Annotated in this window: 29 protein-coding genes and 1 pseudogene; 12 read left to right on the plus strand and 18 right to left on the minus strand. The window is 62.2% G+C overall.

Going from position 1 to position 25123, the window contains the following annotated elements:
• Positions 1-283: 283 nt before the first annotated feature.
• Complete coding sequence (locus AC0L26_RS29360) at positions 284-883, minus strand: TetR/AcrR family transcriptional regulator (protein ID WP_473635712.1); 600 nt, start codon at positions 881-883, stop codon at positions 284-286.
• 101 nt (positions 884-984) lie between these two features.
• Here AC0L26_RS29360 and AC0L26_RS29365 point away from each other — a divergent pair, with 101 nt between their 5' ends.
• Both AC0L26_RS29365 and AC0L26_RS29370 read left to right on the plus strand, forming a co-directional pair.
• A complete protein-coding gene (locus AC0L26_RS29365; RefSeq protein ID WP_473635713.1) occupies positions 985-1422 on the plus strand; it encodes an OsmC family protein in 438 nt (145 codons plus the stop codon).
• Positions 1423-1438: 16 nt separating this feature from the next.
• On the plus strand, positions 1439-1825 hold the full coding sequence (locus AC0L26_RS29370) for a nuclear transport factor 2 family protein (RefSeq protein WP_473635714.1): 387 nt from the start codon (positions 1439-1441) through the stop codon (positions 1823-1825).
• 60 nt (positions 1826-1885) lie between these two features.
• On the opposite strand, the gene AC0L26_RS29375 is transcribed toward AC0L26_RS29370, so the two are convergent.
• Positions 1886-3349: an FAD-dependent monooxygenase gene (locus AC0L26_RS29375; protein WP_473635765.1), complete on the minus strand. Its 1464-nt coding sequence runs from the start codon at positions 3347-3349 to the stop codon at positions 1886-1888.
• A gap of 237 nt (positions 3350-3586) precedes the next feature.
• Positions 3587-3886, minus strand: a pseudogene (locus AC0L26_RS29380) (LysE family translocator); the annotation flags it as partial.
• Positions 3887-4242: 356 nt separating this feature from the next.
• Here AC0L26_RS29380 and AC0L26_RS29385 point away from each other — a divergent pair.
• Together AC0L26_RS29385 and AC0L26_RS29390 are read left to right on the plus strand one after the other, a co-directional pair.
• On the plus strand, positions 4243-4914 hold the full coding sequence (locus AC0L26_RS29385; RefSeq protein ID WP_473635715.1) for a VOC family protein: 672 nt from the start codon (positions 4243-4245) through the stop codon (positions 4912-4914).
• A 62-nt stretch (positions 4915-4976) separates the two neighbouring features.
• Positions 4977-5111: a hypothetical protein gene (locus AC0L26_RS29390; RefSeq protein WP_352932528.1), complete on the plus strand. Its 135-nt coding sequence runs from the start codon at positions 4977-4979 to the stop codon at positions 5109-5111.
• 8 nt (positions 5112-5119) lie between these two features.
• Here the strand turns inward: AC0L26_RS29390 and AC0L26_RS29395 are convergent, their stop codons facing one another.
• The 6 genes from AC0L26_RS29395 to AC0L26_RS29420 form a co-directional block, all read right to left on the minus strand.
• Positions 5120-5731 carry a LysE family translocator gene (locus tag AC0L26_RS29395; RefSeq protein ID WP_473635716.1) on the minus strand — a complete coding sequence of 204 codons (612 nt, stop codon included), beginning with the start codon at positions 5729-5731 and terminating at the stop codon, positions 5120-5122.
• A 42-nt stretch (positions 5732-5773) separates the two neighbouring features.
• Entirely contained in the window at positions 5774-6196 is a 423-nt protein-coding gene (locus tag AC0L26_RS29400) for a YkgJ family cysteine cluster protein (RefSeq protein ID WP_473635717.1), read from the minus strand.
• A gap of 5 nt (positions 6197-6201) precedes the next feature.
• Positions 6202-6369, minus strand: coding sequence for a hypothetical protein (locus AC0L26_RS29405; protein ID WP_473635718.1), 168 nt, complete (start codon positions 6367-6369; stop codon positions 6202-6204).
• A gap of 1 nt (position 6370) precedes the next feature.
• The gene (locus AC0L26_RS29410) at positions 6371-6778 is read right to left on the minus strand and encodes a hypothetical protein (RefSeq protein WP_352932513.1); all 408 of its coding nucleotides are present in this window, start codon (positions 6776-6778) and stop codon (positions 6371-6373) included.
• Positions 6778-7005, minus strand: a complete 228-nt coding sequence (locus AC0L26_RS29415; RefSeq protein ID WP_473635719.1) for a hypothetical protein — start codon at positions 7003-7005, stop codon at positions 6778-6780. The genes AC0L26_RS29410 and AC0L26_RS29415 overlap by 1 nt, the downstream gene beginning before the upstream one ends.
• A gap of 345 nt (positions 7006-7350) precedes the next feature.
• Positions 7351-7560: a cold-shock protein gene (locus AC0L26_RS29420; RefSeq protein WP_010915421.1), complete on the minus strand. Its 210-nt coding sequence runs from the start codon at positions 7558-7560 to the stop codon at positions 7351-7353.
• A gap of 539 nt (positions 7561-8099) precedes the next feature.
• Here AC0L26_RS29420 and AC0L26_RS29425 point away from each other — a divergent pair.
• Positions 8100-8288 (plus strand): CsbD family protein, encoded by a 189-nt coding sequence (locus tag AC0L26_RS29425; protein ID WP_352932508.1) that lies wholly within the window; start codon positions 8100-8102, stop codon positions 8286-8288.
• Positions 8289-8354: 66 nt separating this feature from the next.
• On the opposite strand, the gene AC0L26_RS29430 is transcribed toward AC0L26_RS29425, so the two are convergent.
• Complete coding sequence (locus tag AC0L26_RS29430) at positions 8355-9476, minus strand: metallophosphoesterase (protein ID WP_473635720.1); 1122 nt, start codon at positions 9474-9476, stop codon at positions 8355-8357.
• A gap of 127 nt (positions 9477-9603) precedes the next feature.
• Between AC0L26_RS29430 and AC0L26_RS29435 the strand changes: the two genes are divergently transcribed.
• The gene (locus tag AC0L26_RS29435) at positions 9604-10191 is read left to right on the plus strand and encodes a hypothetical protein (RefSeq protein ID WP_473635721.1); all 588 of its coding nucleotides are present in this window, start codon (positions 9604-9606) and stop codon (positions 10189-10191) included.
• 60 nt (positions 10192-10251) lie between these two features.
• On the opposite strand, the gene AC0L26_RS29440 is transcribed toward AC0L26_RS29435, so the two are convergent.
• On the minus strand, positions 10252-10917 hold the full coding sequence (locus tag AC0L26_RS29440; protein WP_473635722.1) for a TetR/AcrR family transcriptional regulator: 666 nt from the start codon (positions 10915-10917) through the stop codon (positions 10252-10254).
• 95 nt (positions 10918-11012) lie between these two features.
• Here AC0L26_RS29440 and AC0L26_RS29445 point away from each other — a divergent pair, with 95 nt between their 5' ends.
• From AC0L26_RS29445 to AC0L26_RS29460, 4 genes are all read left to right on the plus strand, one after another.
• On the plus strand, positions 11013-11795 hold the full coding sequence (locus AC0L26_RS29445; RefSeq protein ID WP_473635723.1) for an NIPSNAP family protein: 783 nt from the start codon (positions 11013-11015) through the stop codon (positions 11793-11795).
• Positions 11796-11902: 107 nt separating this feature from the next.
• Complete coding sequence (gene fumC / locus AC0L26_RS29450; protein ID WP_473635724.1) at positions 11903-13300, plus strand: class II fumarate hydratase; 1398 nt, start codon at positions 11903-11905, stop codon at positions 13298-13300.
• A gap of 142 nt (positions 13301-13442) precedes the next feature.
• Positions 13443-13865 carry a DoxX family protein gene (locus AC0L26_RS29455; protein WP_352932495.1) on the plus strand — a complete coding sequence of 141 codons (423 nt, stop codon included), beginning with the start codon at positions 13443-13445 and terminating at the stop codon, positions 13863-13865.
• A gap of 149 nt (positions 13866-14014) precedes the next feature.
• Complete coding sequence (locus tag AC0L26_RS29460; RefSeq protein ID WP_473635725.1) at positions 14015-14437, plus strand: DoxX family protein; 423 nt, start codon at positions 14015-14017, stop codon at positions 14435-14437.
• A 27-nt stretch (positions 14438-14464) separates the two neighbouring features.
• Here the strand turns inward: AC0L26_RS29460 and ppx are convergent, their stop codons facing one another.
• Positions 14465-15997 (minus strand): exopolyphosphatase, encoded by a 1533-nt coding sequence (gene ppx, locus AC0L26_RS29465; protein WP_473635726.1) that lies wholly within the window; start codon positions 15995-15997, stop codon positions 14465-14467.
• Positions 15997-18198, minus strand: coding sequence for an RNA degradosome polyphosphate kinase (locus tag AC0L26_RS29470; protein ID WP_473635727.1), 2202 nt, complete (start codon positions 18196-18198; stop codon positions 15997-15999). Before AC0L26_RS29470 ends, ppx begins: the two co-directional genes overlap by 1 nt.
• A gap of 318 nt (positions 18199-18516) precedes the next feature.
• On the opposite strand from AC0L26_RS29470, the gene AC0L26_RS29475 reads away from it, so the two are divergent.
• The gene (locus AC0L26_RS29475; RefSeq protein ID WP_254026757.1) at positions 18517-18762 is read left to right on the plus strand and encodes a zinc-finger domain-containing protein; all 246 of its coding nucleotides are present in this window, start codon (positions 18517-18519) and stop codon (positions 18760-18762) included.
• Positions 18763-18778: 16 nt separating this feature from the next.
• On the plus strand, positions 18779-20005 hold the full coding sequence (locus AC0L26_RS29480) for an FAD-dependent monooxygenase (protein WP_473635728.1): 1227 nt from the start codon (positions 18779-18781) through the stop codon (positions 20003-20005).
• 9 nt (positions 20006-20014) lie between these two features.
• Here AC0L26_RS29480 and AC0L26_RS29485 read toward each other — a convergent pair whose 3' ends face one another.
• The 5 genes from AC0L26_RS29485 to AC0L26_RS29505 all read right to left on the minus strand — a co-directional run bounded on the left by AC0L26_RS29485 (position 20015) and on the right by AC0L26_RS29505 (position 25070).
• Positions 20015-20683 carry a TIGR02117 family protein gene (locus tag AC0L26_RS29485; RefSeq protein ID WP_473635766.1) on the minus strand — a complete coding sequence of 223 codons (669 nt, stop codon included), beginning with the start codon at positions 20681-20683 and terminating at the stop codon, positions 20015-20017.
• A 121-nt stretch (positions 20684-20804) separates the two neighbouring features.
• Positions 20805-21608: an amino acid ABC transporter ATP-binding protein gene (locus AC0L26_RS29490; protein WP_352932481.1), complete on the minus strand. Its 804-nt coding sequence runs from the start codon at positions 21606-21608 to the stop codon at positions 20805-20807.
• Positions 21609-21629: 21 nt separating this feature from the next.
• Positions 21630-22787 (minus strand): amino acid ABC transporter permease, encoded by a 1158-nt coding sequence (locus AC0L26_RS29495; protein ID WP_473635729.1) that lies wholly within the window; start codon positions 22785-22787, stop codon positions 21630-21632.
• 4 nt (positions 22788-22791) lie between these two features.
• Positions 22792-23979 (minus strand): amino acid ABC transporter permease, encoded by a 1188-nt coding sequence (locus AC0L26_RS29500; protein WP_473635730.1) that lies wholly within the window; start codon positions 23977-23979, stop codon positions 22792-22794.
• Positions 23980-24041: 62 nt separating this feature from the next.
• Positions 24042-25070 carry an amino acid ABC transporter substrate-binding protein gene (locus tag AC0L26_RS29505; RefSeq protein WP_473635731.1) on the minus strand — a complete coding sequence of 343 codons (1029 nt, stop codon included), beginning with the start codon at positions 25068-25070 and terminating at the stop codon, positions 24042-24044.
• Between the last annotated feature and the right edge of the window lie 53 nt (positions 25071-25123).

Genomic DNA, 25123 nt, shown 5'->3' on the forward strand with positions numbered 1-25123 from the left:
CGGGGGGGGGGGGGGGGGGGGGGGGGGGCGGGGGGGCTTTAATAACAACCCCCCGCCCCCCACCCGACACCACCCCCCCGGGGGCCCCGCGCGCCCCCCCTTTTTGTTTGTCATGCACCACAATCGCCGTGCCAGCCTCGATCGGCAGGCGGGACCTCCTGTATCCCTGTACGCTTTGGCAATAGTAACGGCATGGATTGCAGGGCTGGAACCATCTCTGTTCAGCCTTTCGGCCCCTCGACAGGACTCCGCGCCGTCCTCAAAAGCGATGAGGCGTGAAGCGTCAACGCGCTGTGACAGCGACCTTTTTGGCAGGCAATGCACTTTCCACCAGCGCGGCGACCTCATCGGCCACCGCCAGCACCGGGGCACGGTCGCGGGTGGCGCGCGCGATCACCATCAGCCCTTCCAGCGATGATTCGACAAGCAACGCCAGAGCGTGGGCGCGGCGCTCAGGCACCCCTGCCCTGACGAAGGCCGCTTGCAGCAAGCCTACCCATTGCTGGAAAGCCGACCGGCATAATTCGGCCAACTCCGGCATGTTGGCCGGCGAGTCCAGCACCACGGGCGCGATCGGACAGCCAAGCGTGAACTGGTTGTCCTCCAGCATGCGTGCCACCGCCTGGTAGATATGGTGGACGGCCACCGCCGGGTCCTGCTCGGCGGCGAGCGCCTCATCCATCCATTGCGTGACCTTTTCGACGCTGTCGCGCGTCACCTCGATAACCAATTGGTCCTTACCGCCCGGAAAATGGAAATAGAGCGATCCTCTCGGCGCACCGGAGGCGCTCAAAATATCGTTGAGCGAGGTGCCGTGATAGCCGCGCTGCCTCAGCAGCAGCGCCGTCGCTTCGATCATGCGGGTGCGTGTGTCTTTCGCCATGTCAGCCTCTGTCAAGAGACAGCATTATAGGCCTTGTCAGGAATATGACAACCGGTCTATATAATATGTAGATCAGTCTACATACAACAGGGAGAGCTCCAATGACAGTCCGTGAAGCTTCGGCCGAATGGCAAGGCACGCTGAAAGAAGGTTCAGGCCGCTTGCGGCTTGGCAGCGGCGTCTTCGAAGGCGCCTATTCGTTTCCGTCGCGTTTCGAGAATGGCCCCGGCACCAACCCGGAAGAGCTGATCGCCGCCGCACATGCCGGCTGCTTTTCGATGGCGCTGACCGCTATCCTCGGCCGCGACGGCCACGTCGCCCAAAACATCCGCACCATCGCCAGAGTGCATCTCGGCGCAACCGAGGCGGGGCCGACGATCACGCGCATCGAGCTCGAAACCGAGGCGGCGATCGCGGATCTGGCAGACGACGAATTCGAGCGCCTTGCGCAGTCCGCCAAGGCAGGCTGCCTCGTCTCGCGCGCGCTTGCCGGCGTGCCCCGCATCATGCTCAAGGCCACGCTCGTCAAGGGTAAATGAAACCAGGAGAGTGACGATGACACAGGAGCTTATCATGGACAGGGCTGCGAACGAGCTGTCTGGGCAGACGGCCGAGATCATGCGGCGCTTCAACAACGTGTTCGAGCGCCATGACCCGTCGGCGCTCGCCGAGCTGGTGGCTGAGGATTGCGTGATCGAGAACACCGTACCGGCGCCGGATGGCGCCCGCTACCCAGGCCGCGAAGCCTGCGTCGGGCTGTGGTCGGCGATCGCCACCCAGGCCGGCACGCGCTTTGACGTGGAAGAAACCTTCATTGCCGGCGAGCGGGCGACGATCCGCTGGCGCTATTTCATGGCCGACGGCAACTCTATCCGCGGCGTCAACCTGATGCGCGTCGAGAGCGGGCGGATCGTCGAGGCGATGGGCTACGTCAAGGGATAGGGCTTCGCCCGGAAGCCCGCCAGCAGGACGTAGATTCCGGGCGAGTTGCCATCCGTCTTCCTACGCCGCGGATGGTCCAAACCAGCGCGTCAGCGCTTCGCGAAGGCCCGTCAAAGCCGTGCCGCCAACCCAGGCGACATAACCATCGGGCCGAATCAGCACGGCGCTGGGCGCGCTGACCTCACCGATCACCGGAAGCTGCCACGCTCCATCATAGCGAGCGTCGACAGGGCGGACCCGGTCGGCCCATGGGCTGAGGTCGAAAGCAAGGGGATCGCCAAAATTGAGCAGCACCGGTCGGGCCTCGTGCAGCAGCGCGAAAACCCGCTGCGGACCGGCGTCGGTGGCTAAATCGAGGTCGGGCATGCGACGGCCAAGCAATAGATGCCCCTCGCCAAAGTCGTAGGCGATATCGAGACCGGACATCATGCCGGCAAAGCGCCGGCGTGGCTCCTCCATGGCAAGAAATTCCGTCATCGTGTCGCGCAGCGCATTAGTGCGCTCGTCTCCGCGGCGCAGCGCAACCGATGCCATCGTGGTGCGCAAAACCCGCGCGGCAACCGGATGACGCTCGGCATGGTAAGTGTCGAGCAGGCTGTCGGGGGAAATCCCTTTCACCACCTGGGCCAGCTTCCAGCCCAGATTTACTGCGTCCTGCACGCCGGTCTGGAGACCTTGGCCACCATCCGGCGAGTGGATGTGCGCGGCGTCGCCAGCAAGCAGCACCCGTCCCTTGCGGTAGGACGCCGCTTGCCGGGTCATGTCGGTAAAGCGACCAAGTGATCTCAGATTGTGGACACCATAGTCCGTGCCGTAAACATCGATCAACGCCTGGCTGAGATCGGCGAGCGTGGGTTCGCCCGCGGCACCTGTTTGCCGCTCGGTCACCAATATGCGCACCACCGGACCGTCCATCCTGCTGAGGCCATGAATGCCGATGGCGTCGCGGCGGATGCCCCATTCCGGTTCGCTTGAAATCTCTGCCTCAGCGATCAAATTGCTGGTCGTCGGGTCCCAACCGGGAAAATCAATACCGGCCGTTTTGCGCACGAGACTCCGTCCGCCATCGCAGCCGACGAGATAATCCGCATGCAGAAACGTGCCGTTGGACAATTCGATGTCGATGCCCGCATCTCTCTCCACGAAGCCCAGCGCCTCGAGGCCGCGATAGATCGTGACGCCGAGTTCAGCGACCCATTCAGCCAGTATCTGCTCGATCTGCCTCTGCCACAAAGCGAGCCCGTAATTGTGCCGAGTGGGAAAGTCGCTGATGTCCATGGTGACGTCTGCGAACCGGGCCACCTGGGCAGTTTGCCCCTGCGACAAAAACCGGTCGGCAATGCCACGCTGATCGAAAACCTCAATCGTGCGGGCGTGCAGGCCTCCGGCGCGGGAACCGGCAAGGTCCTGGTTGGCGCGACGCTCGACGATGGCGGTATCGATGCCCGCCAGGGCGAGTTCGCCCGCCAGCATCAACCCTGTCGGACCGCCTCCGACAATCAGTATCTGATGGGAAATCGCCATGCGATCGGCACTACTGCTCGCCAAGCGCTCGGCGTCGCGAGCGCCTATTTCGAATTGCTGCATGATTTTGAGCCCTCTTTCAGTCAGGGCTCCGCAATCTAAGCATAAAAAGCCGAATGCCAATTCTTGATCTTAATTGGTTCGGCCCCATGTATTAAAGCAAGAGGCGCGACAGCCGTCGCCCCCACGAAATTCCTTAGCAAATGCGATGATCAACCGCCCACCCGGCAGCTTGGCTTACCTCTCGGTCAGCGCCAGTTTGGCGCCAAGCATGACGAAGGCGCCGGCGAAGGTTCGGCGCATCCAGATCAGCACCATCGGCCGCGACACAACATGGCTGCGGATCGAGGCGGCGAAGATGCCGTAGCCGACAAAGACGACGAAGGTCAAAAGCATGAAGACGGCGCTGAGCTCCAGCATCTTCGACAGCGCATGCGGTTCGGTGGTGAAGATCGACAGCTTCGGGTTGAGGATGTTGATCAGCATGCCGGAGGTGATCACCTTGCCGGCCGAGCGCGGCGCGAGATCCCTGTCCATGACCGCCAACGAAAGTTCGCTCGCCCTCGATTGGACTTTGGTTTTTGGGAGTTGATTTGCTGCAATACAGTAAGAATGCTACGATATTTAGCCGCTAATATTTTTTGCTGATTTAGCGACCAGCCTGCCAAAACGTAGGGTGCGTTCGTCCGCTGCGAAGTCCATCTCGGACTAGCGGGCGCGAGTTCGCGTTACCGGATATGCGCACATCCAGAAGAGCATCACGAGGTTCGGCGGCATAGGTGCGGCCCCGTTCCTTAAATCCCGCTTGCATGCATGAACAGCCACCGCGAGCACCGGCCAGAGCGCGTGGCGTTGAAGATAACGCAACGCAACCCAAACCCAGGGAGATCGTCATGAATGATATTCAGGAGCGCGGCGAAGCCACAATCGCAATCCCTTCAGCGCGAAGGGTCGACATCAAGCTCGAAGTCGTCGTCATCCCCGTTTCGGACATCGATCGAGCCAAGCGATTTTACGGCGGCTTGGGTTGGAGGCTCGACGCCGACATCACAGGCGACGAATTTCGTGTCATCCAGTTTACGCCTCCGGGCTCCCCGTGTTCGATAGTCTTCGGCTCAGGGGTCACCCCAGGGCCCTATGCCCGGGTCGAGCTCGATGTCCTCGAAAGCGTTGGCGAGCTCGTGGTGTCAGACATCGAGGCAGCGCGCGCCGAACTCGCCGATCGCGGTGTCGACGTGAGCGAGGTGTACCACTATGCCGGCCATGAAGGCCGTGTCAGCGGTCCGGACCCTGAGCGGCGCAGCTACTCCTCGTGGGCCTCCTTCAGCGATCCGTCCGGAAATGTCTGGCTGTTGCAGGAGGTCACTGCGCGAGCGCCCGGCCGCGTCGACGCTGACGACGCCACATTTGTCTCGTCGGCCGAGCTCGCGGCCGCGTTCCGGCGTGCGTCTGCGGCCCATGGCGAGCACGAGAAGCGGACAGGCGGCCAGCGTGATGAGAACTGGCCGGACTGGTATGCCGAGTACATGGTGGCCGAGCAGGCTGGCAAGCCGCTGCCGTTGTAAGGATTGGATCACGACGTCATTTTGAAACGGCAGCATCGACGCAGCCACGCTTACACGCGACCGTGCTCTATCCTCGGGCGCAGAGCGGCCTCCAGCTCGCGCTATTTCATGGCCGACGGCATTCGTTGCGCGGCGTCAACCTGATGCGCGTCGAGAACGGGCGGATCGTCGAGGCGATGGGCTACGTCAAGGGCTAGGGCCGGCACTACCTCTCGGTCAGCGCCAGTTTGGCGCCAAGCATGACGAAGGCGCCGGCGAAGGTTCGGCGCATCCAGATCAACACCATCGGCCGCGACACAACATGGCTGCGGATCGAGGCGGCGAAGATGCCGTAGCCGACAAAGACGACGAAGGTCAAAAGCATGAAGACGGTGCTGAGCTCCAGCATCTTCGACAGCGCGTGCGGTTCGGTGGTGCTGACGAACTGCGGCAGGAAGGCGAAGAAGAAGATCGACAGCTTCGGGTTGAGGATATTGATGAGGATGCCCGAGGTGATCACCTTGCCGGCCGAGCGCGGCGCGACATCCCGCCCGACGTTCAAGCCGCCGCTTTCCTTCAGCGTATTCCAGGCCATATAGAGCAGGTAGGCGACGCCCAGATATTTGATCGTCTCGAAGGCGAGTGCGCTGGTGTGCAGCAGCGCCGCCAGTCCGGTGATGGCCGCCGCCATATGCGGGATGATGCCGAGCGTGCAGCCGAAAGCAGCGATAATGCTGGCGCGCGCGCCACGCGAAAGCCCGGCGCTCAGCGTATAGAGAACGCCGGTGCCGGGCGAAGCCACGACAATCAGCGACGTCAACAAGAATTCGATGCTCACGATTGATCCTCCGCTGTCCTGCCCAGCGGAAAGGGTATCCAGTCAGGGCTCGCCGCACAAGCTGTGGTGGAGGGAGGCGATCGGCAGCTCCACCGGCAATCCATGCGCCCTGCGCGCCATCAGGCAATCGTCGCCACCGGGCATGCAGGCACGGCAGACGTCCGGGCGCACCTCGTAAATGCCGCAGGCGGTCGACTTGCCGACCTCGCCGGAAAGTGCCGAACAGCGCACGCCGTCGCAGCGCATGCCCGCTTCGTCGGCAGCCACATAGTCTTGCGGGATGCAGTCGAGCTGCGCGTCATCTTCGGTCGAAAAGCGCGGCCAACCGGCCGAATAGGAACAGCAGGCGCCGCAGCTCTGGCAGTCGAAGTGAGGGACGTCGCCTTCCTCCAGAGACGAAAAGTCTCCACTCGCCAGGGCAAGCAGCCCTGACGCAACCGGATCCAGATCGGCTTTTCGCGGCAAGGAGGCTATTTCTTCTTCCTGGTCTTGCGCGACGCCACTTCCGCCGGCGACTTGAACAGATCGGTCGCGGCCTCGGCGGTAACGTCGGCTTTCGGCGCAGCGACCGGCTTGGCCAGCTTTGCGGTGGCAGTGGATGCCACCGGCTGGTCCTTGGCGGAGAATTTTATAGCCATATCAATCCTCGTCGGAGAAACGCGATGATGGCGCATTCGGGTTGCGAAGGCGGCCGATCAGCGCCGAGACCGCCGTGATGTTCATTTCCTCGGGCGACCAGTTCTTGGCCTCCTCGATGTGCCGGGGCGCCAGTTCGCGATGCGTGCTGCCGCTATAGGCGGCGTCCTGATGGGTGACCCGCTCATGGGTCTTGGCATTTTCGCGGACATACTCGATCAGGTAGTTCGGGCATTCGGAGCGGCCACGCACGCCGAGGCGGACCTGGGCATCGCCATGGGCGCGCTTGCAGCGCTCGAGCTTTTCGAGCACGCGCCGGACATATTCGACCGGCTTGTCGAGCTCTCCTACGACATCGGCGATGGTCGAATCGGCGGCGATCGCCTTTTGCGGGACGCGCTTGGTAGCCATCAGCGCTTGCCCACGCGCTTCGGCGAGGCGGCGAGCGCGGCGGCGGCAGCCATATCGTCGGCTTCCTTTTCCAGGCGCAGTTCGCGCAGTCGCGCGGTCTTGGCTTCCCGGGCCTGGCTGGCGGCATCCTGTTCGGAAATGATGCGGTTGAGCGACATGGACTGGGTCTGGGTCTTGCTGAAGATGGATTCGGCCTGGTCGCGGGATTTCTTTGAAGTGGCGGTCAAGGTCTTTCTCCCGGTTCGGAGCGTAATGCCGCAAATGGCGAGACCGGTCTTTCGACCAGGACCACGCACAAAGCAATACGGCAGTCGGATTCAAATTGCTGAAGCACCCTTAACACGTTCAAGCGAACGCGCGGTGCTCTTTTCGAACTTTTGAAGCGCCCCAAATGCAAAAGGCCAGGCATTGCCTGACCTTCCGCTGGAGCGCCGCGCATCCACATGAACGCGCTGGCACTTTCTCATTCTGCGCATGATCCTTCCGGAAACTGATGTTTCCGAGACCATGCGCGAAATTTGCATTCACCAGTGCCAGTACATCCGTGGTCACCGGCGAGGCTGAATTCCGTTTTAGGCCGCCTTCAACTGATCGGCAGACATCTTGCCCGACTTGTTGTCGCGGACCATCTCGTAGCCGAGCTTCTGGCCCTCGACGATGTCGCGCATTCCGGCGCGCTCTACGGCCGAGATGTGGACAAAAACGTCGGCCGAGCCGTCGTCAGGCTGAATAAAACCAAAACCTTTGGTGGCGTTGAACCATTTAACTGTGCCTGTGCTCATAACGAACCCTTTCCGTGGCAAATATTCGTTCGCCGTCATGCGAATGCACAACAGCGTTTGTCTCGATTTTGATGGGGGAAGTTCGTCAAAGGCGCGCCTAGGCACGCGGATAACAAAAGTCAGTCAAACAAATATCGACGAATTTCTTATAGATTTCTTTTAGCGCCGTGTCAATTTTTGCTTTCGCCACCGGACGGACCGGTCACCGTAAGCCTGGCTGAGGCAGGAGATTCAATGGCGGATTCGGCGCCTAAACCGGTCGAGCGCAGCTGTTGAAAAACGCGCTATGCCGGGAACCATTTTGGCACCCGTGCATTTTGGGTATCGTCAGCAGTTCACGAGAGCAATCTCAGGAAGGCTGACATAAAGGACGCCTCCCGTGCAATAAAACGCGCGAGGGGCGTTCTTTTATGGTGAGCGGCGATCGCCGCTTGGCCGCCGGCGGGCAGGACCGGGCTCCGGCCCTGTACCCCCCTCGCCACCTCCGCGGACCCGGAACCGAAAACCCAGCCGCCCGTTTCTCAAATTAATCCCAGGAGATGCGGCCCATGGTAAACAAGGATCAGGTTGCGGGCATGGCCAAGCAGGTCAAAGGTTCGGTGAAGAAAGCCGCCGGCAAGGCCACAGGCAACCGGCGCATCCAGGCTGAAGGCTCGGCCGACAAGATCGCCGGCAAATTGCAGAAGGCCTATGGCGACGTGAAGGACAGGGTCAGGAAGGCGCTCTGATCCGTGCGCGGCCGTTTCGACAGCGATGAGGAAGGCGGCTTGCCCTGTTTGCCTTAATTGATGTCGTTAGAAGCTCAGGCTCTTCGAGAAAGCGTTGGTGAAGGCGACCTCGCCACGGTCGCCAACATCTTCGCCAAGCACCACGTCCATGCCGTCGCTGGTCACCCGCGCCAGCGCGAAGCCGCCCATATAGGCGGCCTTCGGCTTAAACAAATCGAGCCCGTCGCTGCGGTAGATCATCGGTGTCTCATGCTGGTGGCCATGGAAAATGCCGATGACATTGTAACCCTTCAGTGCTGCCAGCAGCGCCTGCCGGTCCGCCGCGCTCCACCAATGCGGCGCTCCAGTGCCGTCATCGTCGAAGGTACTTTTGGCGGCATCCCACCGTTCGATCGAAAAAACATCCCAACCGTAGTGCTGGAACAGGATGACCGGGCGGCCGTCCGCCGCGTGGGCCGCCAGATCCTGCTTCAGCCATGGCAGGCCGGATGCCGCGCCGTGGCCGGTGTCGCCGGCAAAACGGTGTGTCTGCACGAGATGCAGGCCGCCCCAGTCCCATGAATAGCAGTCGGTGTCGACATCGTAGTCGGTCACCGGCACCGGCGGCTTGAAGAACACGCCGGAGCGGTGATTGACCTCGACGTAGTCACGCATTTCGCGGCGGTACCAGTCGACGTGCTGCGGCGGACCGTTCTGGTCGAGATCGTGGTTGCCGAGCCCGACATAGACCGGCACATGCACGCGATCGGGGCCGACACCCTCCTGGTAACGCTGGCTGAACTGAAGGAGCTGCGTGCCTTCGCTGGGCTGGGTGACCTGGCCGCCGCCGTCGTCGGTCATATCGCCGCCGACGACGAGGCCGAGCGGCGTGCCGATGCGGCTGCCGGCCGAGCGCAGGCCGGTGGCGATGCCGTTGATTTCGGCCGGCCACTCCTTTTCGCCAAGGCCGTTCAACGCGGCAACACTGCGCAGCAGGGCGGCGTCGGTTTTGCCTTCCTGCTGGCAATTGGGACTCAGCCCGCTGGCCATGCGGCAGGCATGGACATCGGCGACGAACAGGAAGGTGGCGTCGACAGGCTGCCGGGTCTGACCAAGCGCTGGTCGCGCAAGGGCGCCGGCCGCGGCAAGCCCCGCCGCTTGCGCCAGGAAGCTGCGCCGGGAGAGTGATCCTGCCGAGATGGAATTCATGGCGCGAAGTTCAGCACAGCCAGCGCCTCTTCGTCCAGTTGCCCCGAACGGAATGTCGACACGGTGCCGCAGGTCTGGCATTTCTTTCGGTGTCTGAACTCAACTTTCACGGGCAGAGGAGGACGCTATGAAGACTATATCCATCGGCACGACACTCACCATCCTGGCGAGCGCCGCTCATGGTGCGGAGTGCATCGACGCCAAGGCAGCCAAAGCCGGCTTTATTCTCGAAAGGCCCGGCATCCACAGCGAGTTTCGGCCGGCGGCGGGTGGAATGGTGTCGGTTGCCAACAGATACGAGTCTCAATCGCCGCAGACGCAGTTTCTGTTCGGCGGTCTGATCGAGGTGTTTCGCGACAGCGAGACCGGTCAGCTTGCCGTGATCCCGTTTTCCGATCTCAGAAAGCTGTTTCCGCTCAAGGCCGGGGCGAAAAGCAAGACCGTGTTCGTCCGTCTCGCACCCAACAAACAACCGAAGGGCACCGAGACGCTCGAGATCGACGTCAAAGGCAAGGAGACGTTCAGCCTGGGCGATTGCAAATACAACGTGCTCACTGTCAGGCAGACGATCAAGAATGAGGCCGGCAAGACACAGGATGAATTCACCGCGCTCTACGCCCCCGACCTGCAGGCCGTTCTGGCCAGGCGCTATGACGAGGGCACCAGCGGCGAAAGCGTGGTCGGCTACGAGACGATCAAGCCATTGGCGGAGTAGCCCCGTCAGCCTTCCCACCCCCTCCGTCCGGCAGGCCAGAGGGGGTGTTGTCCCCCGACATCAAAGGGTTCCGGAGCGCAGCAGCACCCGGCGACGTCGCTTCGCTCTTGCCGGGACAGCACCCGGCTCCAGCGCCATCAGGCAATCGCGCAGCACAGCAGAATCCTGCGTCGTCTTGGCCATCGACATGGCGCCGGAATAGGTGGCGACCGCTAGTGCTGCCAAGCGCTGCGGGTCGATGCCCTGCTCCCTGCCCGCTTGCTGATCTGCCCTGATCTTATCGGCAATCGCCTCGCGCCATGCCGAAAAGATGCCGGCAAGGGCAGTGCGAAAATCCGGATCGGCGAGCGACAGTTCATGCGCCAGATTGTTGAGCGGGCAGCCGCGCACGAAACCCTGCTGTTCCAGTTCCGCCGCCACGGTGTCGAACACCTTGCGTATCCCCTCGCGCGCCGAGCCTGCCGCCTGCACAGGCGCGATCCATGTTTCTTCCACGGCCGCCGCCACCCGCTCCTCGATCACCGCCAGCGCCAGCGCCTTCTTGGTCGGGAAATGATGGTGCAGCGCGCCGCCGGTGACATCAGCCGCCGCCATCAGGTCGCCGATGCTGGAAGCGTGGTAGCCGCGCGCCTGAAAGGAGGCTTCGGCGACATCGAGCACGCGTTTGCGCAGGCCTTCCGGGTCGTTGGTGCGTTTCCCGGGCAACGCCTTTGGGCGAGTGATCATCTCTGCTGACATGTCCTAGAGATAGCAGATTGACAAAACAGGACAACCAGTCTGTTTATAAAACAGGATGATTACCCTGTTTTGGAGATTGCATGATGAGCCTGCCCCTGAATGCCCCGTCGAAGTCCGGCCTCAACGCCTCGCCGGTCGTCGAGCTCAGGCAATACACGCTGAAACCCGGCCAGCGCGATGCGCTGATCGGCATCTTCGATAATCACCTGATCGAGGGTCAGGAAGCGGCAGGGATGACCATCATCGGCCAGTTCCGCGATCTCGACCGGCCTGACATGTTCGTCTGGCTGCGCGGCTTCGACGGCATGGAAGCGAGGAAAAATGCACTGGCTGCGTTCTATGAGGGGCCCGTGTGGGCTGCCTGGCGCGATGCCGCCAACGCCACCATGATTGACTCCGACGACGTGCTGTTGCTGAAACCCGCATGGCCGGGCGCGGGCTTCGACCTAACGGGCTCGCAACGAGCGGCTTTTCAGGATCACGAAAAGCCGAGCAGAAACAATCGTTTGTCGGGTATCGTTGTCATCAAGATTCATCATCTGCGGCCTGATGCCGAAGCCGACTTCGCCAGCCGCTTCGAAACCGACGCCATTCCTGTCTTGGCGGCACTTGGCGCGCGGCCGCTTGCTGCTTTCGTCACCGAGCATGCCGAAAACAGCTTTCCCCGCCTGCCGGTGCGCTTAGGTGAAAACGTTTTTATCAGTGCCGCGGGCTTCGACAGTACGGACGCTCATGCAAACCTTGAAGCGGCGCTTGCCGATTCTCCGGAGTGGCAGGCATTGCAGCAGAAGGTCCAGACATGTCTGGCGGGATCGACCGAGACCTTGCGCCTATCTCCGACCTCACGATCGTTGCTTGTTGGGTAAGAGGCGCTCTTCAAACCGATTTGCATTCTTATCGCCCGCAATCTTCGCTTGAAGGCTTTTGTGCAACGCGATAGGCCGTTTGCAAAATTGCAAGCCGGAGAGACCAAGTGAGCGCGCCAGAGACCAGAACCGAAACCGACACGTTCGGTCCCATCGAGGTCGCCGCCGACCGCTACTGGGGCGCGCAGGCGCAGCGTTCGCTGGGCAATTTCAAAATCGGCTGGGAAAAGCAGCCGACGTCGATCGTTCGCGCGCTCGGTATCGTCAAGCGCGCGGCGGCCGAAGCCAATATGGAGCTGAAGCGGCTCGACCCGGCTATCGGCAAGGCGATCATCGACGCCTCCCAGGAAGTCATCGACGGCAAGCTCAACGATCATTTCCCGCTGGTCGTCTGGCAGACTGGCTCGGGCACACAGTCCAATATGAACGCCAACGAGGTGATCTCCAATCGGGCGATCGAGCTGCTGGGCGGCGTGCTGGGGTCGAAGAAGCCAGTACACCCCAACGACCACGTCAATATGAGCCAGTCGTCGAACGATACCTATCCAACGGCCATGCACATCGCCTGCGCGGAGCGCATCGTGCACGACCTGCTGCCGGCGCTGAAACATTTGCATGCGGCGCTCGAGGCCAAGACCAAAGCTTTCGCCCACATCATCAAGATCGGCCGCACGCATACGCAAGACGCGACGCCCCTCACCCTTGGCCAGGAATTCTCAGGCTATGCAGCGCAGGTCGCCTCGTCGATCAAGCGCATCGAGATGACGCTGCCCGGCCTGCAGGAACTGGCACAGGGCGGCACCGCCGTCGGCACCGGCCTCAATGCGCCGGTCGGCTTTGCCGAAAAGGTGGCGGCGCGCATCGCTGACATCACCGGCATCGGCTTCATCACCGCGCCGAACAAGTTCGAGGCGCTGGCGGCCCATGATTCCATGGTGTTCTCGCACGGCGCCATCAATGCCTGCGCCGGCGCCCTGTTCAAGATTGCCAACGACATTCGTCTGCTCGGCTCCGGTCCGCGCTCCGGCCTTGGTGAACTGTCGCTGCCGGAAAACGAACCCGGTTCGTCGATCATGCCGGGCAAGGTCAACCCCACCCAATGCGAGGCGTTGACGCAGGTCTGCATCCAGGTGTTCGGCAACAATGCGGCTGTGACCTTCGCCGGCAGTCAGGGCCATTTCGAGCTCAACGTCTACAACCCGCTGATGGCCTATAATTTCCTGCAGTCGGTGCAGCTGCTCGCCGACGCCTCCATCTCCTTCACCGACAATTGCGTCGTCGGCATCGAGGCGCGGGAAGACAACATCAAGGCTGCCCTCGAGCGTTCGCTGATGCTGGTGACGGCATTGGCGCCGACCATCGGCTACGACAACGCCGCCAAGATCGCCAAAACCGCGCACAAGAAGGGTACGACCTTGCGCGAGGAAGCGCTGGCCACCGGGCTGGTTACCGAAGCCGACTACGATCGCTTGGTGCGGCCGGAGGACATGACACATCCCGGGTGACGCCACGTCATCCCGGATGATTTTTGCGTTGATCGCAAAAACGTTACTACTGTGAACGATCTGTAACCAAATCTGCATCTTTGGTGAACAGTCGACCTGCTCTATCTCAACGGCACTACAACCCCTTCCGGAGAGAGTCACCATGTCCACCAACACATCCGTTGCCGGTTCCGGCACCGTTTCCAACGCCTCGGCCACCATCCTGCTTGGCCGCGTCCTGCTTTCAGTCATCTTCGTGCTTTCCGGTTTCGGCAAGCTTACTGCGATCGCCGGCACCGCCGGCTACTTCGGCAGCATGGGCCTGCCGATGCCGACCGTAACGGCTGTTGTCGTCGGCTTGCTCGAGCTGCTCGGCGGCCTTGCTATACTGATCGGTTTCCAAACCCGGGTCGTTGCCTGGGTGCTGGCGGTCTTCACAGTCGCTACCGGGCTGGTCGCCCACACCGGCTGGGCCGATCAGATGCAGATGATCAGTTTCATGAAGAACCTGGCGATTGCCGGCGGCTTCCTCGTGCTGGCTTCCTCGGGAGCCGGCGCCTATTCGGTCGACGCCAAGCGCGGCTGACGCAAGCTAAATAGCTGTTGCAGCAAGGGGCGCGGAATTTTCCGTGCCCCTTTTTCGTTGTAGGTTTATGCCCGTCGATCTGCTGGCCGGAACTTTGCTAGCATCGGCCCTCGGCAAAGGCCAATCGGTCGCCAAGATCGGAGCTGACGATGCCCCGCAATGCGCTGCTTCTGCTTTCCCGTCTTCTGCTCGCCGCCCTGTTCGTTCCGTCCGGCCTCCACGCGCTTAGCGACATTGGCGGCACATCAGGCTATTTTGCCGGCCTTGGCCTGCCGCTGCCGACACTCGTAGCCTGGGCGACGGGCCTATTCGAGCTGATCGCCGGACTGCTCATTCTCGTCGGCCTCAAGACGCCAATCGTGGCACTCCTGCTTGCCGCCTTCTGCATCGCGGCAGGCGTCATCGGCCATTATGGCCAGGGCGGCGACGATCCGACGCTGACCTTCATGCATTCACAGATGCTGATGAAGGACATCGCCCTATCAGGCGGTTTTCTGGCGCTGGCGATGGCAGGTGCCGGCGCTCATTCGATCGACGGGCGGGCGTTTGGGACCGGTGCCGACGCAACTTGACGAACCAGGCTACTAGACTGAGCCAGATTACTTGGCTGGCGCGCTTGACCCGCCCTCGACTGCCAGCACCAGCCGGCGATTGGTGACCCTCGCCAGTTGCGCCAGGCGCCCGGCCGGCCGCTCACCGTAAAGATCGGACAAAGAGGCCGGCAACACCAGCGCCAGCACACCATTGCCACGGCTCTCCCATTTCAGCCGCGGCATGACGCCCGGCATCGCCGCCGTCAGCACGTAGACGACGCGCATCACCGCGGCCAGTGCGCGGGCGCGCTCGAGGTAGCGCGGCGTCGCCAAACCCCGGATTTCCGGAGCGGCTTCGTTGAACAAGCCTTCGTGACGAAACAGATTGACAAGCGCCAGGAAGGCTCGCCCGGGGTGGTCGACGCCGATGAAGGAGGCATGAGCGATGATGTTGAGCGACTGCTTGCCGCGATATTCGGGATGCGCGCGCCAGCCGATGTCGGCAAGCAGACAGGCGGCCTGGCGATAGCGCCTCTCATCGTCGGTTTCGTCGATACCAAAGGCGGCAAAGGCCTTGCCCGTCCACTCGACAAGCTCATGCGCGTGGGCGACCGAGCGCGAGCGCAGCCGGGCGAGTTCCTCCGAGGCCGAGATCAGCGGATCCGCCTTCTGCTCGGCTTCGTCGAGCAGCGAATAGAGAAAGCCCTCGCGCACGCCCAGCGCCGAGACGATGATCTTGGACGGCTGCATCGCCGCCATGATCTCCTGAAGCACGATGGCGCCATAAGGCAGCAGCGAGCGGCGATTCTTCGACACGCCCTCGATACCCTTCACCTTCTCGATCTCACCCTTGGCCACCTGCTTAAGGAAGTTGGCAGCGCTGTCGATGCCGATCTCGTAGTGGTGCATGACTGCCAGCGGATAGTTGGTCATTTCCATGTGCAGCCGGGCGAGGTTTCGCCAGGTGCCGCCGACCGCGTAGAATGGCCTGCCCCGCCCGCCGCTCAGGAGCTTTGCTTTCGCGAGTTCGTCGCGCGCTATCTTTCCCGCCTGAGCCAGAGAGCTCTTCGCCATGTCCTGCAGGCGCAGGCCCCCCAGCGGCAGCGTGATGCCGTCGCCGATCGTCTCGCCGTCGACGTCGACCAGTTCGAGGCTGCCGCCGCCGAGGTCGCCGGCGATGCCGTAGGCCGGATGGAAGCCGGAAATGACGCCAAGCGCGGAATAATGAGCTTCCTGGCGTCCGCTCAGCACCTGGACCTCGGTCTTGAGCACATCTTCGGCGCGGTGGATGAAATCGGGGCCGTTGATCGCCTCGCGGGCGGCGGCGGTCGCCAGCACATACATATGCTCGGCGCCGGCCTGCTCGGACAGCGCGCGGAAACGGCGAAACTCGTCCATCGAGCGGGTCACCGCCTCGGGGTCGAGCTTTCCGGTCGAAACGATGCCGCGGCCCAGGCCAGCCAGCATCTTTTCGTTGAACAGCGTGGTCGGCGAGCGCGACAGCCCCTCATAGACGACAAGACGGATCGAGTTCGACCCGATGTCGATGATGGACAGCGGTCGGCGGTCCTGAAGCCGGCCCTGGGACGCTGAAATCATCAGCCGGACGCTGCGCCGTTTTTCTTGCGGCGCTTGAACTGCGCGATGCGCTTGGGCGCATGCGATTTCAGCGCATCGCCCCGTCCGGAAAGGCTCGGATTGGTCATGAAGTATTCCTGCGCGTTGAACGGTTCCTCGCCCTCCTCAAGCACGGCGCGCCGGGAGGTTCCGTCAGCCAATACGTCGAAACTTTGCTGGTTGTCCATGATGTTGCCCAGCATGATCTGGCCGAGAACCTGTTCATGCACAGTTGGATTGGTGATCGGCACCATGGTCTCGACGCGGCGATCGAGATTGCGCGGCATCAAATCGGCCGACGAGATGTAGACGACAGCCCCGTCTGACGGCAGTCCATGGCCGTTGCCGAAACAGTAGATGCGGCTGTGTTCGAGGAAGCGGCCGACGATCGACTTGACCCTTATGTTTTCCGACAGGCCCGGCACCTGAGGCCTCAGGCAGCAGATGCCGCGCACGACGAGATCGATCTCGACGCCGGCGCGGCTGGCGTCATAGAGCGCGTCGATGATGGTCGGGTCGACCAGCGAATTCATCTTCATCCAGATGCGGGCCGGCCTGCCCTCCAGCGCATGGGCAATCTCGTTCGAAATGTGCTTGAGGATGCGTTTGCGCAGCGTGAAGGGCGAGATGGCCAGCCGCATCTCCTCGGTCGGCTCGGCATAGCCGGTGATGAAGTTGAACAGCTGGGCGACATCGCGGGCAATCGTCGGATCGGTGGTGAAGAACGACAGGTCGGTGTAGATGCGCGCGGTGACCGGGTGGTAGTTGCCGGTGCCAAGATGGACATAGTTGCGCAGCTTGCCGTCCTCGCGCCGCACCACCAGCGACATTTTCGCATGGGTCTTCAGTTCGAGGAAGCCGAAGACGACCTGAACGCCGGCGCGCTCGAGGTCGCGGGCCCAGCGGATGTTGGCTTCCTCGTCGAAACGCGCCTTGAGCTCGACCAGGGCCGTAACCGATTTGCCAGCCTCTGCGGCGTCGACCAAAGCGCGCACGATCGGGCTGTCGTTCGAGGTGCGATAGAGCGTCTGCTTGATCGCCACCACTTCCGGATCGGCCATCGCCTGGCGCAGGAACTGCACCACCACGTCGAAAGATTCGTAGGGGTGATGGACGATAATGTCCTTCTCGCGAATGGCGGCGAAACAGTCACCGCCGTGCTCGCGGATGCGTTCGGGAAAGCGCGGATTATAGGGCCTGAATTTGAGATCGTCGCGGGCGATGGCGACGATCTCTGAAATCTGACTGAGCGCCAGCGGACCGGTAAGCACGCTGATGCGGCTCGAAGAAACGCCAAGTTCGCCGGCGACGAAGTCGCGCAGTTCGGCCGGCATCAGCTTGTCGAATTCGATGCGGATGACCGAGCCACGGCGGCGGCGCTTCAGCGCCGTCTCGAACAGGCGCACGAGATCCTCGGACTCCTCCTCGACCTCGATGTCACTGTCGCGGATGATGCGGAACGTGCCGGAGCCCTTGACTTCATAACCGGGGAAAAGCTTGCCGATATAGAGGCCGACCGCCTCTTCCAGCGGAATGAAGCGGATATGGTGCTTGCGGTCGGGCAAGCGGATGAAGCGCTTCAGCGCCACCGGCAGACGCAACAGCGCACTCATCTCCTCGCCATTTCTGCGATGGCGCAGCTGCAGGGCCATCGAGAAGCCGAGATTGGGAATGAACGGAAACGGATGTGCCGGATCGATCGATAGCGGCGTCAGCACCGGAAACACCTGCTCCTGGAAATGATCCTCGAGCCAGGTCTTCTCATCCTTGGTCAGCGCATCGCGGCTGATGCTCTCGATGCCTTCCTTGTCGAGCAGCAGCATCAGCGCGGAAAGGCTGTTCTGCTGATCTTCCTGCAGACGCTCGACCTCGCGCAGCAACTGTTCCAGCTGCTGTTCGGGGGTGCGGCCGTCCGGGCTCTTCAGCGTGATGCCTTCGCGGACCTGGCCGGCGAGGCCGGCGACGCGGACCATGAAGAACTCGTCGAGATTGGCGGCCGAAATCGACAGGAAGCGGACACGCTCGAGCAGCGGATGATTGGCGTTCAGCGATTCCTCGAGGACGCGGCGGTTGAATTGCAGCCAGGAAAACTCACGGTTGACAAAGCGGTCCGGGTTGCCGCCCTCTGGGCTCGCCACCTCCACAGTGGTGAATTCGCTCTGCACCGGCTTTAGTTCGTTCATGGTTCCTGCTCGTTTCGCACCCGCTGGCCACAGCGTCGCGCGTCATTCCGGGTACGCAAAGGACGCTCTACCACTTTTAAGCTACGCATGATCCCCGACGAAACCGAATTCGATTTTCGCGGCCATGCCTTAACCGGCTTAGCTTATCCTGTGACAGGCTTTTACGACAGTTTGATTTCATCGATCTTGCAAAGAGACGGGTTATGATCCAGATGCAATCCAGGTACAGCGCAGCGCGTCCCTTGGACGCGCAAAGGAAGCGGTAGAATTTTGATCTTGCGCGTGATCCGGGTCATGCGGCAGATGTAGGAGACGACGATGGCAGGCGGTTCCATTCCCCATTTCCAGAACGATGCGGGCTATGCGGCGATCGACATCGGCGTCAAGGAATTCATGTGCACCGGCGCCAACCCGCCTTTCGACCATCCGCATGTGTTTCTCGACATGGGCGACGACAATGAAAAGGTCTGCCCCTATTGCTCGACGCTTTTTCGCTATTCGCCAAAGCTGAAGGCGACGGAAACGCAGCCTGCGGGATGTCTCTATATCGACCAGGCCGCCTGAAGCGCACGCCATCCCTATGGACGACACCCGGTCTCGGCAGGTCGTCATCGCCGGAGCCGGCGTCGCCGGACTGACTGCGGCGCTGGCATTTTCCGAGCGCGGCTATCTGGTGCGGCTGTTCGAACAGGCGCCGCGCCTGGAAGCGGCCGGCGCCGGCATCCAGCTCTCGCCCAACGCGACGCGCATCCTTCGCCAGTTCGGTGTGCTCGAGCGGCTGCGGCCGGCGACGGTGCGGCCGGAGGCGGTCGTGCTCAAGGACGCCGCCACGCTGCGCGAGCTGGCGCGAGTGCCGCTTGGCGAAGCAGCCGAAAGGCGCTGGCAGGCGCCTTATCTCGTCGCTCATCGGGCTGATCTGCAAGACGCGCTGATGGCGCGCCTTGCCGAACAGCCTGATATCAGTCTTGTCACCGGCGCGCGCGTCGGCGGCATTGCCGCGGGACCGCGCCATACCACGGCAACAGTCGAGATTGCCGGCAAGACAGTCGAAGCCGACGGCTTTCTGCTGATCGGCGCCGATGGCGTCTGGTCGGAGGTCCGCGCTTTTGGCGGGGTTGCGGCCAGAAGCCGGTTTTCGGGCGAGCTTGCCTGGCGCGCTACGATCAGCGCAGACAGTGTCGCGGGCGAAGCTTTTACGGCGATCGGCGCCGCCGATTGCGTGACCACCTTCCTGCATCCCGGCTTCCACCTCGTCGCCTATCCGGTCAGCAACGGTGCGGCGTTCAACCTGGCTGCCTTCACCAGGGGCGAGATCATCACCGAGGGCTGGTCGGGTCGCGCCGATCCCGAAATCCTCGCCGGCGCCATGCGTGGCACGGCGGCAGCACTGGCCCGGCTTGTCGAGGATGCCGGCCCGTGGACCGCATGGCCGATCCATACGGTCGACCAGGCACAGCCATGGACGACGCCCGCCGGCATCGCGCTGATCGGCGATGCGGCGCATGCGATGACGCCGTTTGCAGCGCAGGGTGCGGCGATGGCAATCGAGGATGCCGCGACCCTTGCCGGCTTTGTCGCCGCCTCGCCAGCCGATCCCTGGGGCGCGCTTGCTGCCTGGGAAAAGGTGCGGCGTCCACGCATCGCCAAGGTCGCCCGTCGCGGTGCGCTCAACCGTCTCGCCTGGCATGCCTCCGGGCCGGTGGCCGTCGCGCGCAACCTGTTCCTGAAGCTGCGCTCGCCGGAAAAGCTCGCGGCCGATCTTGACTGGCTCTATGGCTGGCAGCCGCCGGAAGTCGGCGGCCAATAGCGCCAAGCATCAATTATAAATCTGCATCGACAGGTCCAGCGAGGCCGGCAGCGGGTTCCACCAGCCTGTCCGCAGGCCGGCGGTGCGCAAGGCAGCCGCGGTCCAGGTGTTGCAGCCGACCAGCGCATTGAAATGGCCGTTGGCTTCGTAGAAGCGGTCGAACCTGGAATAGGCAGCATTCTCGATCGGCATTGGGCCCTTCGGCCCTTGCTGGAAACTCGCGGCGATGAAGTCGAGCAGTGCTGCAAAACGCTCCTCGCCGATGTCGAAGCCAGCGATGTCAGGATGCGGCTCGACAATGTCGCCGGCGACATCGACATGCATGACCGAAGCGTCAAGGGTCAGCGCCTTCATCACCGGCCCCGCCTTGAGTTCCGACCAGGTCGGCGTCTCCAGATAAAAAGCGCGGCCTCCCCAGCCAAATACGATGTAGCGGACTTCAGCCATGTCGGCCGGGATGCCGCCATCGACCAGGAAATTGAAGCGCCGGCGCACATCGTCATCGACTGGAATGGCAATATCGGTGTGGATCGGATTTTTCAGCACCAGGATGCGACGGGTGGCGACGGGATCGGCGGCGGCTGCCGGCAAGAGCGGCCGTGGAATGAAAGTGCCCAGCATCACGGCGAGCACGATTGCCACCACCAGAATGGCGAGGAAACGGCCAAACCTTTTCATCAGGGACGGCTTTTTCATGAGCGACGGTCTTGCAGCCGGGACGCGACCGCCGACTGACAACTCGGACGCAAAAGAGCCCGGCCGGGTTTCGGCCGGGCTCTTCTGATTTGCATGAGAGCGATCAGTGCAGGATCTGCGACAGGAACAGTTTCGTGCGCTCGTGGCGCGGATGGTCGAAGAACTCGGCCGGCGTGTTCTGCTCGACGATCTGGCCCTGGTCCATGAAGATCACTCGGTTGGCGACCTTGCGCGCAAAACCCATCTCGTGGGTGACGCAGAGCATGGTCATGCCCTCTTCGGCAAGGCCGACCATCGTCTCCAGCACTTCCTTGATCATCTCCGGATCGAGCGCCGAGGTCGGCTCATCGAACAGCATGATACGCGGGTTCATGCACAGCGAGCGGGCGATGGCCACGCGCTGCTGCTGGCCGCCGGAAAGCTGGCCGGGATATTTGTTGGCCTGTTCCGGGATTTTGACGCGCGTCAGGAAGTGCATGGCGATTTCCTCGGCCTGCTTCTTCGGAGTCTTGCGTACCCAGATCGGCGCCAGCGTGCAGTTTTCCAGGATGGTCAAATGCGGGAACAGGTTGAAGTGCTGGAACACCATGCCGACCTCGCGGCGCACTTCGTCGATCTTCTTCAGATCGTTGGTCAATTCCTTGCCGTCGACGATAATCTTGCCCTTCTGGTGCTCTTCCAGGCGGTTGATGCAGCGGATCATCGTCGATTTTCCGGAGCCCGACGGGCCGCAGATGACGATGCGCTCGCCGCGCATCACCTTCAGGTTGATGTCCTTCAGCACATGGAATTCGCCGTACCATTTATGCATGGCGATGATGTCGATGGCGACATCGGTGGTGGAAACCTGCATCTTGGCGGCATTGACCTTGATCTCTTCCGCGCTGACCGCATTTTCTGTGGACATGGAGGGTTCCCTTTTTTGTTCTTAGCGTTTGTAGCTGGTGTCGAGCCGACGTTCCGTGAACATCGAATAGCGTGACATGCCGAAACAGAACAGCCAAAAGACGAAGGCGGCGAACACCAGGCCGGACCTGGCCGTCTGCGCCGTCGCCCAATTGGCGTCGGAGAAATTCTGTTTGACGATGCCGAGCAGGTCGAACATCGAGATGATGATGACCAGGCTGGTATCCTTGAACATGCCGATGAAAGTGTTGACGATGCCCGGAATGACCAGCTTCAGCGCCTGCGGCAGCACGATCAGGCCCATCTTCTGCCAGTAGCCGAGGCCGAGCGAATCGGCGCCTTCGTACTGACCTTTGGGGATCGCCTGCAGACCGCCGCGTATCACTTCTGCCATGTAGGCGGCCGCAAACAGCGATACGCCGATCAGTGCCCTGAGGAATTTGTCGAAGCTGACACCGGCCGGCAGGAACAGCGGCAGCATGACGCTTGCAAAGAACAGCACGGTGATCAGCGGGATGCCGCGCACCGTCTCGATGAAGACCACGCACAGCGTCTTGATGATCGGCATCTTCGAGCGCCGGCCGAGCGCCAGCACGATGCCGACCGGCAGCGACACGGCAATGCCGACGAAGGACAGGCTGAGCGTCACCAGCAGTCCGCCCCACAGCGAGGTTTCGACATGCGGCAGGCCGAACATGCCCCCGACCAGCAGGATGAAGGCAACGACCGGCAGCGCGCCAAAGAGAAGAATGGCGTTCAGTCCCTTGCGCGGCACCTTCGGGATGAGCAGCGGCACCAGAAGCGCCACAAACAGGATGGCGACCAGGATCGGCCGCCAGCGCTCCTCCAAGGGATAACGGCCGAGCATGAACTGGCCGAACTTGGCGTTGACGAAAGCCCAGCAGGCGCCGGACCAGCCGTCCGGCTGGATGCCGCCTTGCGCGACCGTGGCGCAGACCGTGCGGTTCGGTCCCGTCCACTGGGCGTTGATGAAGGCCCAGTTGATCACTTGCGGCAGGAGCATCGCCACCAGCACGATGCCGATGATGGTCAGGATGGTGTCGCCGGTCGACGCGATCAGGTTCTTGCGGATCCAGGCGCCCAGACCACGCTCGCTTGGCGGCGCCGGCTGCGCCAGCACCATTTCGGCGCGGACGAAGGAAAGGTCGTGTTCCTGCATGGCCCTACCTCTCCACCAGCGCCATCCTGGCATTGACCACGTTCATGACCGCCGAGGTCAGCAAGCTGAGCGCCAGATAGACGGCCATCATGATCACCACGCCCTCGACCGCCTGGCCGGTCTGGTTCAGCACCGTTCCGGCGATCGCGGTCAGGTCCGGATAGCCGATGGCGATGGCCAGCGAGGAGTTCTTGGTCAGGTTGAGATATTGGCTGGTCAGCGGCGGAATGACGATGCGCATGGCTTGCGGAATGACGACAAGCCGCAGGATCGATCCCGGCCGCAGCCCGAGCGCACCGGCCGCCTCGGTCTGGCCTTTGCTGACACCCCTGATGCCGGCGCGCACGATCTCGGCGATGAAAGCGGCCGTATAGCAGGACAGCGCCAGATAAAGCGACAGGAACTCCGGCCTGACCTGAAAGCCGCCGGTCAGATTGAACGTCGATTGCTTTGGATAATCGAAGCTCAACGGGAAGCCGCTCAGCGCATAGGCCAGCAACGGCAGGCCGATGATCAGCGCCATGGATGTCCAGAACACCGGGAATTGCTGGCCGGTCGCCATCTGCCGTTGTCGTGCCTTGCGGGCGACGAACCACGCCATGGCGATGCCGAGAAGCAAAGCAACCAGGATCAGCCAGGAGCCATCGCCCCACATGGCGCGCGGAAAATAGAAGCCGCGTTGATTGAGAAAGGAGCCGAACGGCAAATGGATGCTCTCGCGCGGCGCCGGCAGCACGGCAAGCACGCCGGAATACCAGAAGAAGATGACCAGCAGCGGCGGGATGTTGCGGAAGACCTCGACATAGACCGTGCAGATCTTCCTGATCAGCCAGTTGTTCGAAAGCCTGCCGATGCCGATGATGAAGCCGATAATGGTCGCGGTGATGATGCCGACGACGGCAACGATCACCGTGTTGATGAAGCCGACCAAAATGGCGCGGCCATAGGTCGAATCCGACGAGTAAGCGATCGCGCTCTCGCTGATGTCGAAGCCGGCGCGGCCACTGAGGAAGCCGAAGCCGGATGCGATGCGCAGGCGCGTCAGATTGGCAACGACGTTGTGGGCGATCCACCAGACCAACGCCGCCAGCACGATGATAACCAGCGCCTGGAAGACGATGCCGCGGACCTTCGGATCGTTAATGAAGGAACCGCGGCTTGGCTCCTCGCGAAGAATTTCCTGCGATGCCATTTCGACCATCCCTGGAAAGAGAAACCGGAAGGCAGGAAGCTGCCTTCCGGATCACATCTCGATCAGCGGATCGGCGGAGCGTATTGCAGGCCGCCCTTGGTCCACAGCGCATTGATGCCGCGGGCGATCTTGAGCGGGCTGCCCGAACCGACATTGCGCTCGAACATTTCGCCGTAATTGCCGACGGCCTTGACGATGTTGACGACCCAGTCGTTGGAGACGCCGAGATCGGTGCCGATCTTGGTATCGGCCTCCTCGCCGAGCACGCGCTTGATTTCGGGATTGTCCGAGTTCTTCATCTCGTCGACATTGGCCTTGGTGATGCCGAGTTCCTCGGCCTGCAGCAGTGCGAAGTAGGTCCACTTGACGATGTGGTACCATTGGTCATCGCCCTGACGCACGGCCGGTCCAAGCGGTTCCTTGGAGATGATCTCGGGCAGCACGACGTGGTCGGCCGGCGCACCCAGCGTCAGCCGGATGCCGTAGAGGCCCGACTGGTCGGTGGTGTAGACGTCACAGCGGCCGGCGTCATAGGCGGCGTTGACCTCTTCCAGCTTTTCGAAGACGACCGGGTTGTACTCCATCTTGTTCGACTTGAAATAGTCGGCAAGGTTGAGCTCGGTCGTGGTGCCGCTCTGCACGCAGACCGCCGCGCCCGAAAGCTGCAGCGCGGAATTCACGCCCGGCAGCTTCTTGGCATTGATCATGAAGCCCTGGCCATCATAGTAGGTGACGCCAATGAAATTCAGGCCAAGTGCCGTGTCGCGGTTGATGGTCCAGGTGGTGTTGCGCGACAGGATGTCGATCTCGCCGGACTGGAGCGCGGTAAACCGCTCCTTGGCGCTGAGTGGCGTGAACTTGACTTTGCTGCCGTCACCGAAGACGGCCGCCGCGACAGCGCGGCAGAAATCCGCATCGATGCCTTGCCAGTCACCCTTATCGTCCGGTGCCGAGAAGCCGGCCAGACCAGTCGAGACGCCGCATTGGATGAAGCCCTTCGCCTTGACGTCGTCGAGCGTGGCCGCCGACGCGGCCGAAGCCGCCAATCCAAGCACGGCGGCGCCGAGAACGCCGATTGCAATGTGTTTCATAACCCACAGACCCTTTTCTGTTTTTTCAGGCGAACCTGACTTTTTTTCCCGTG

Source organism: Mesorhizobium sp. WSM4823 (assembly GCF_055811195.1).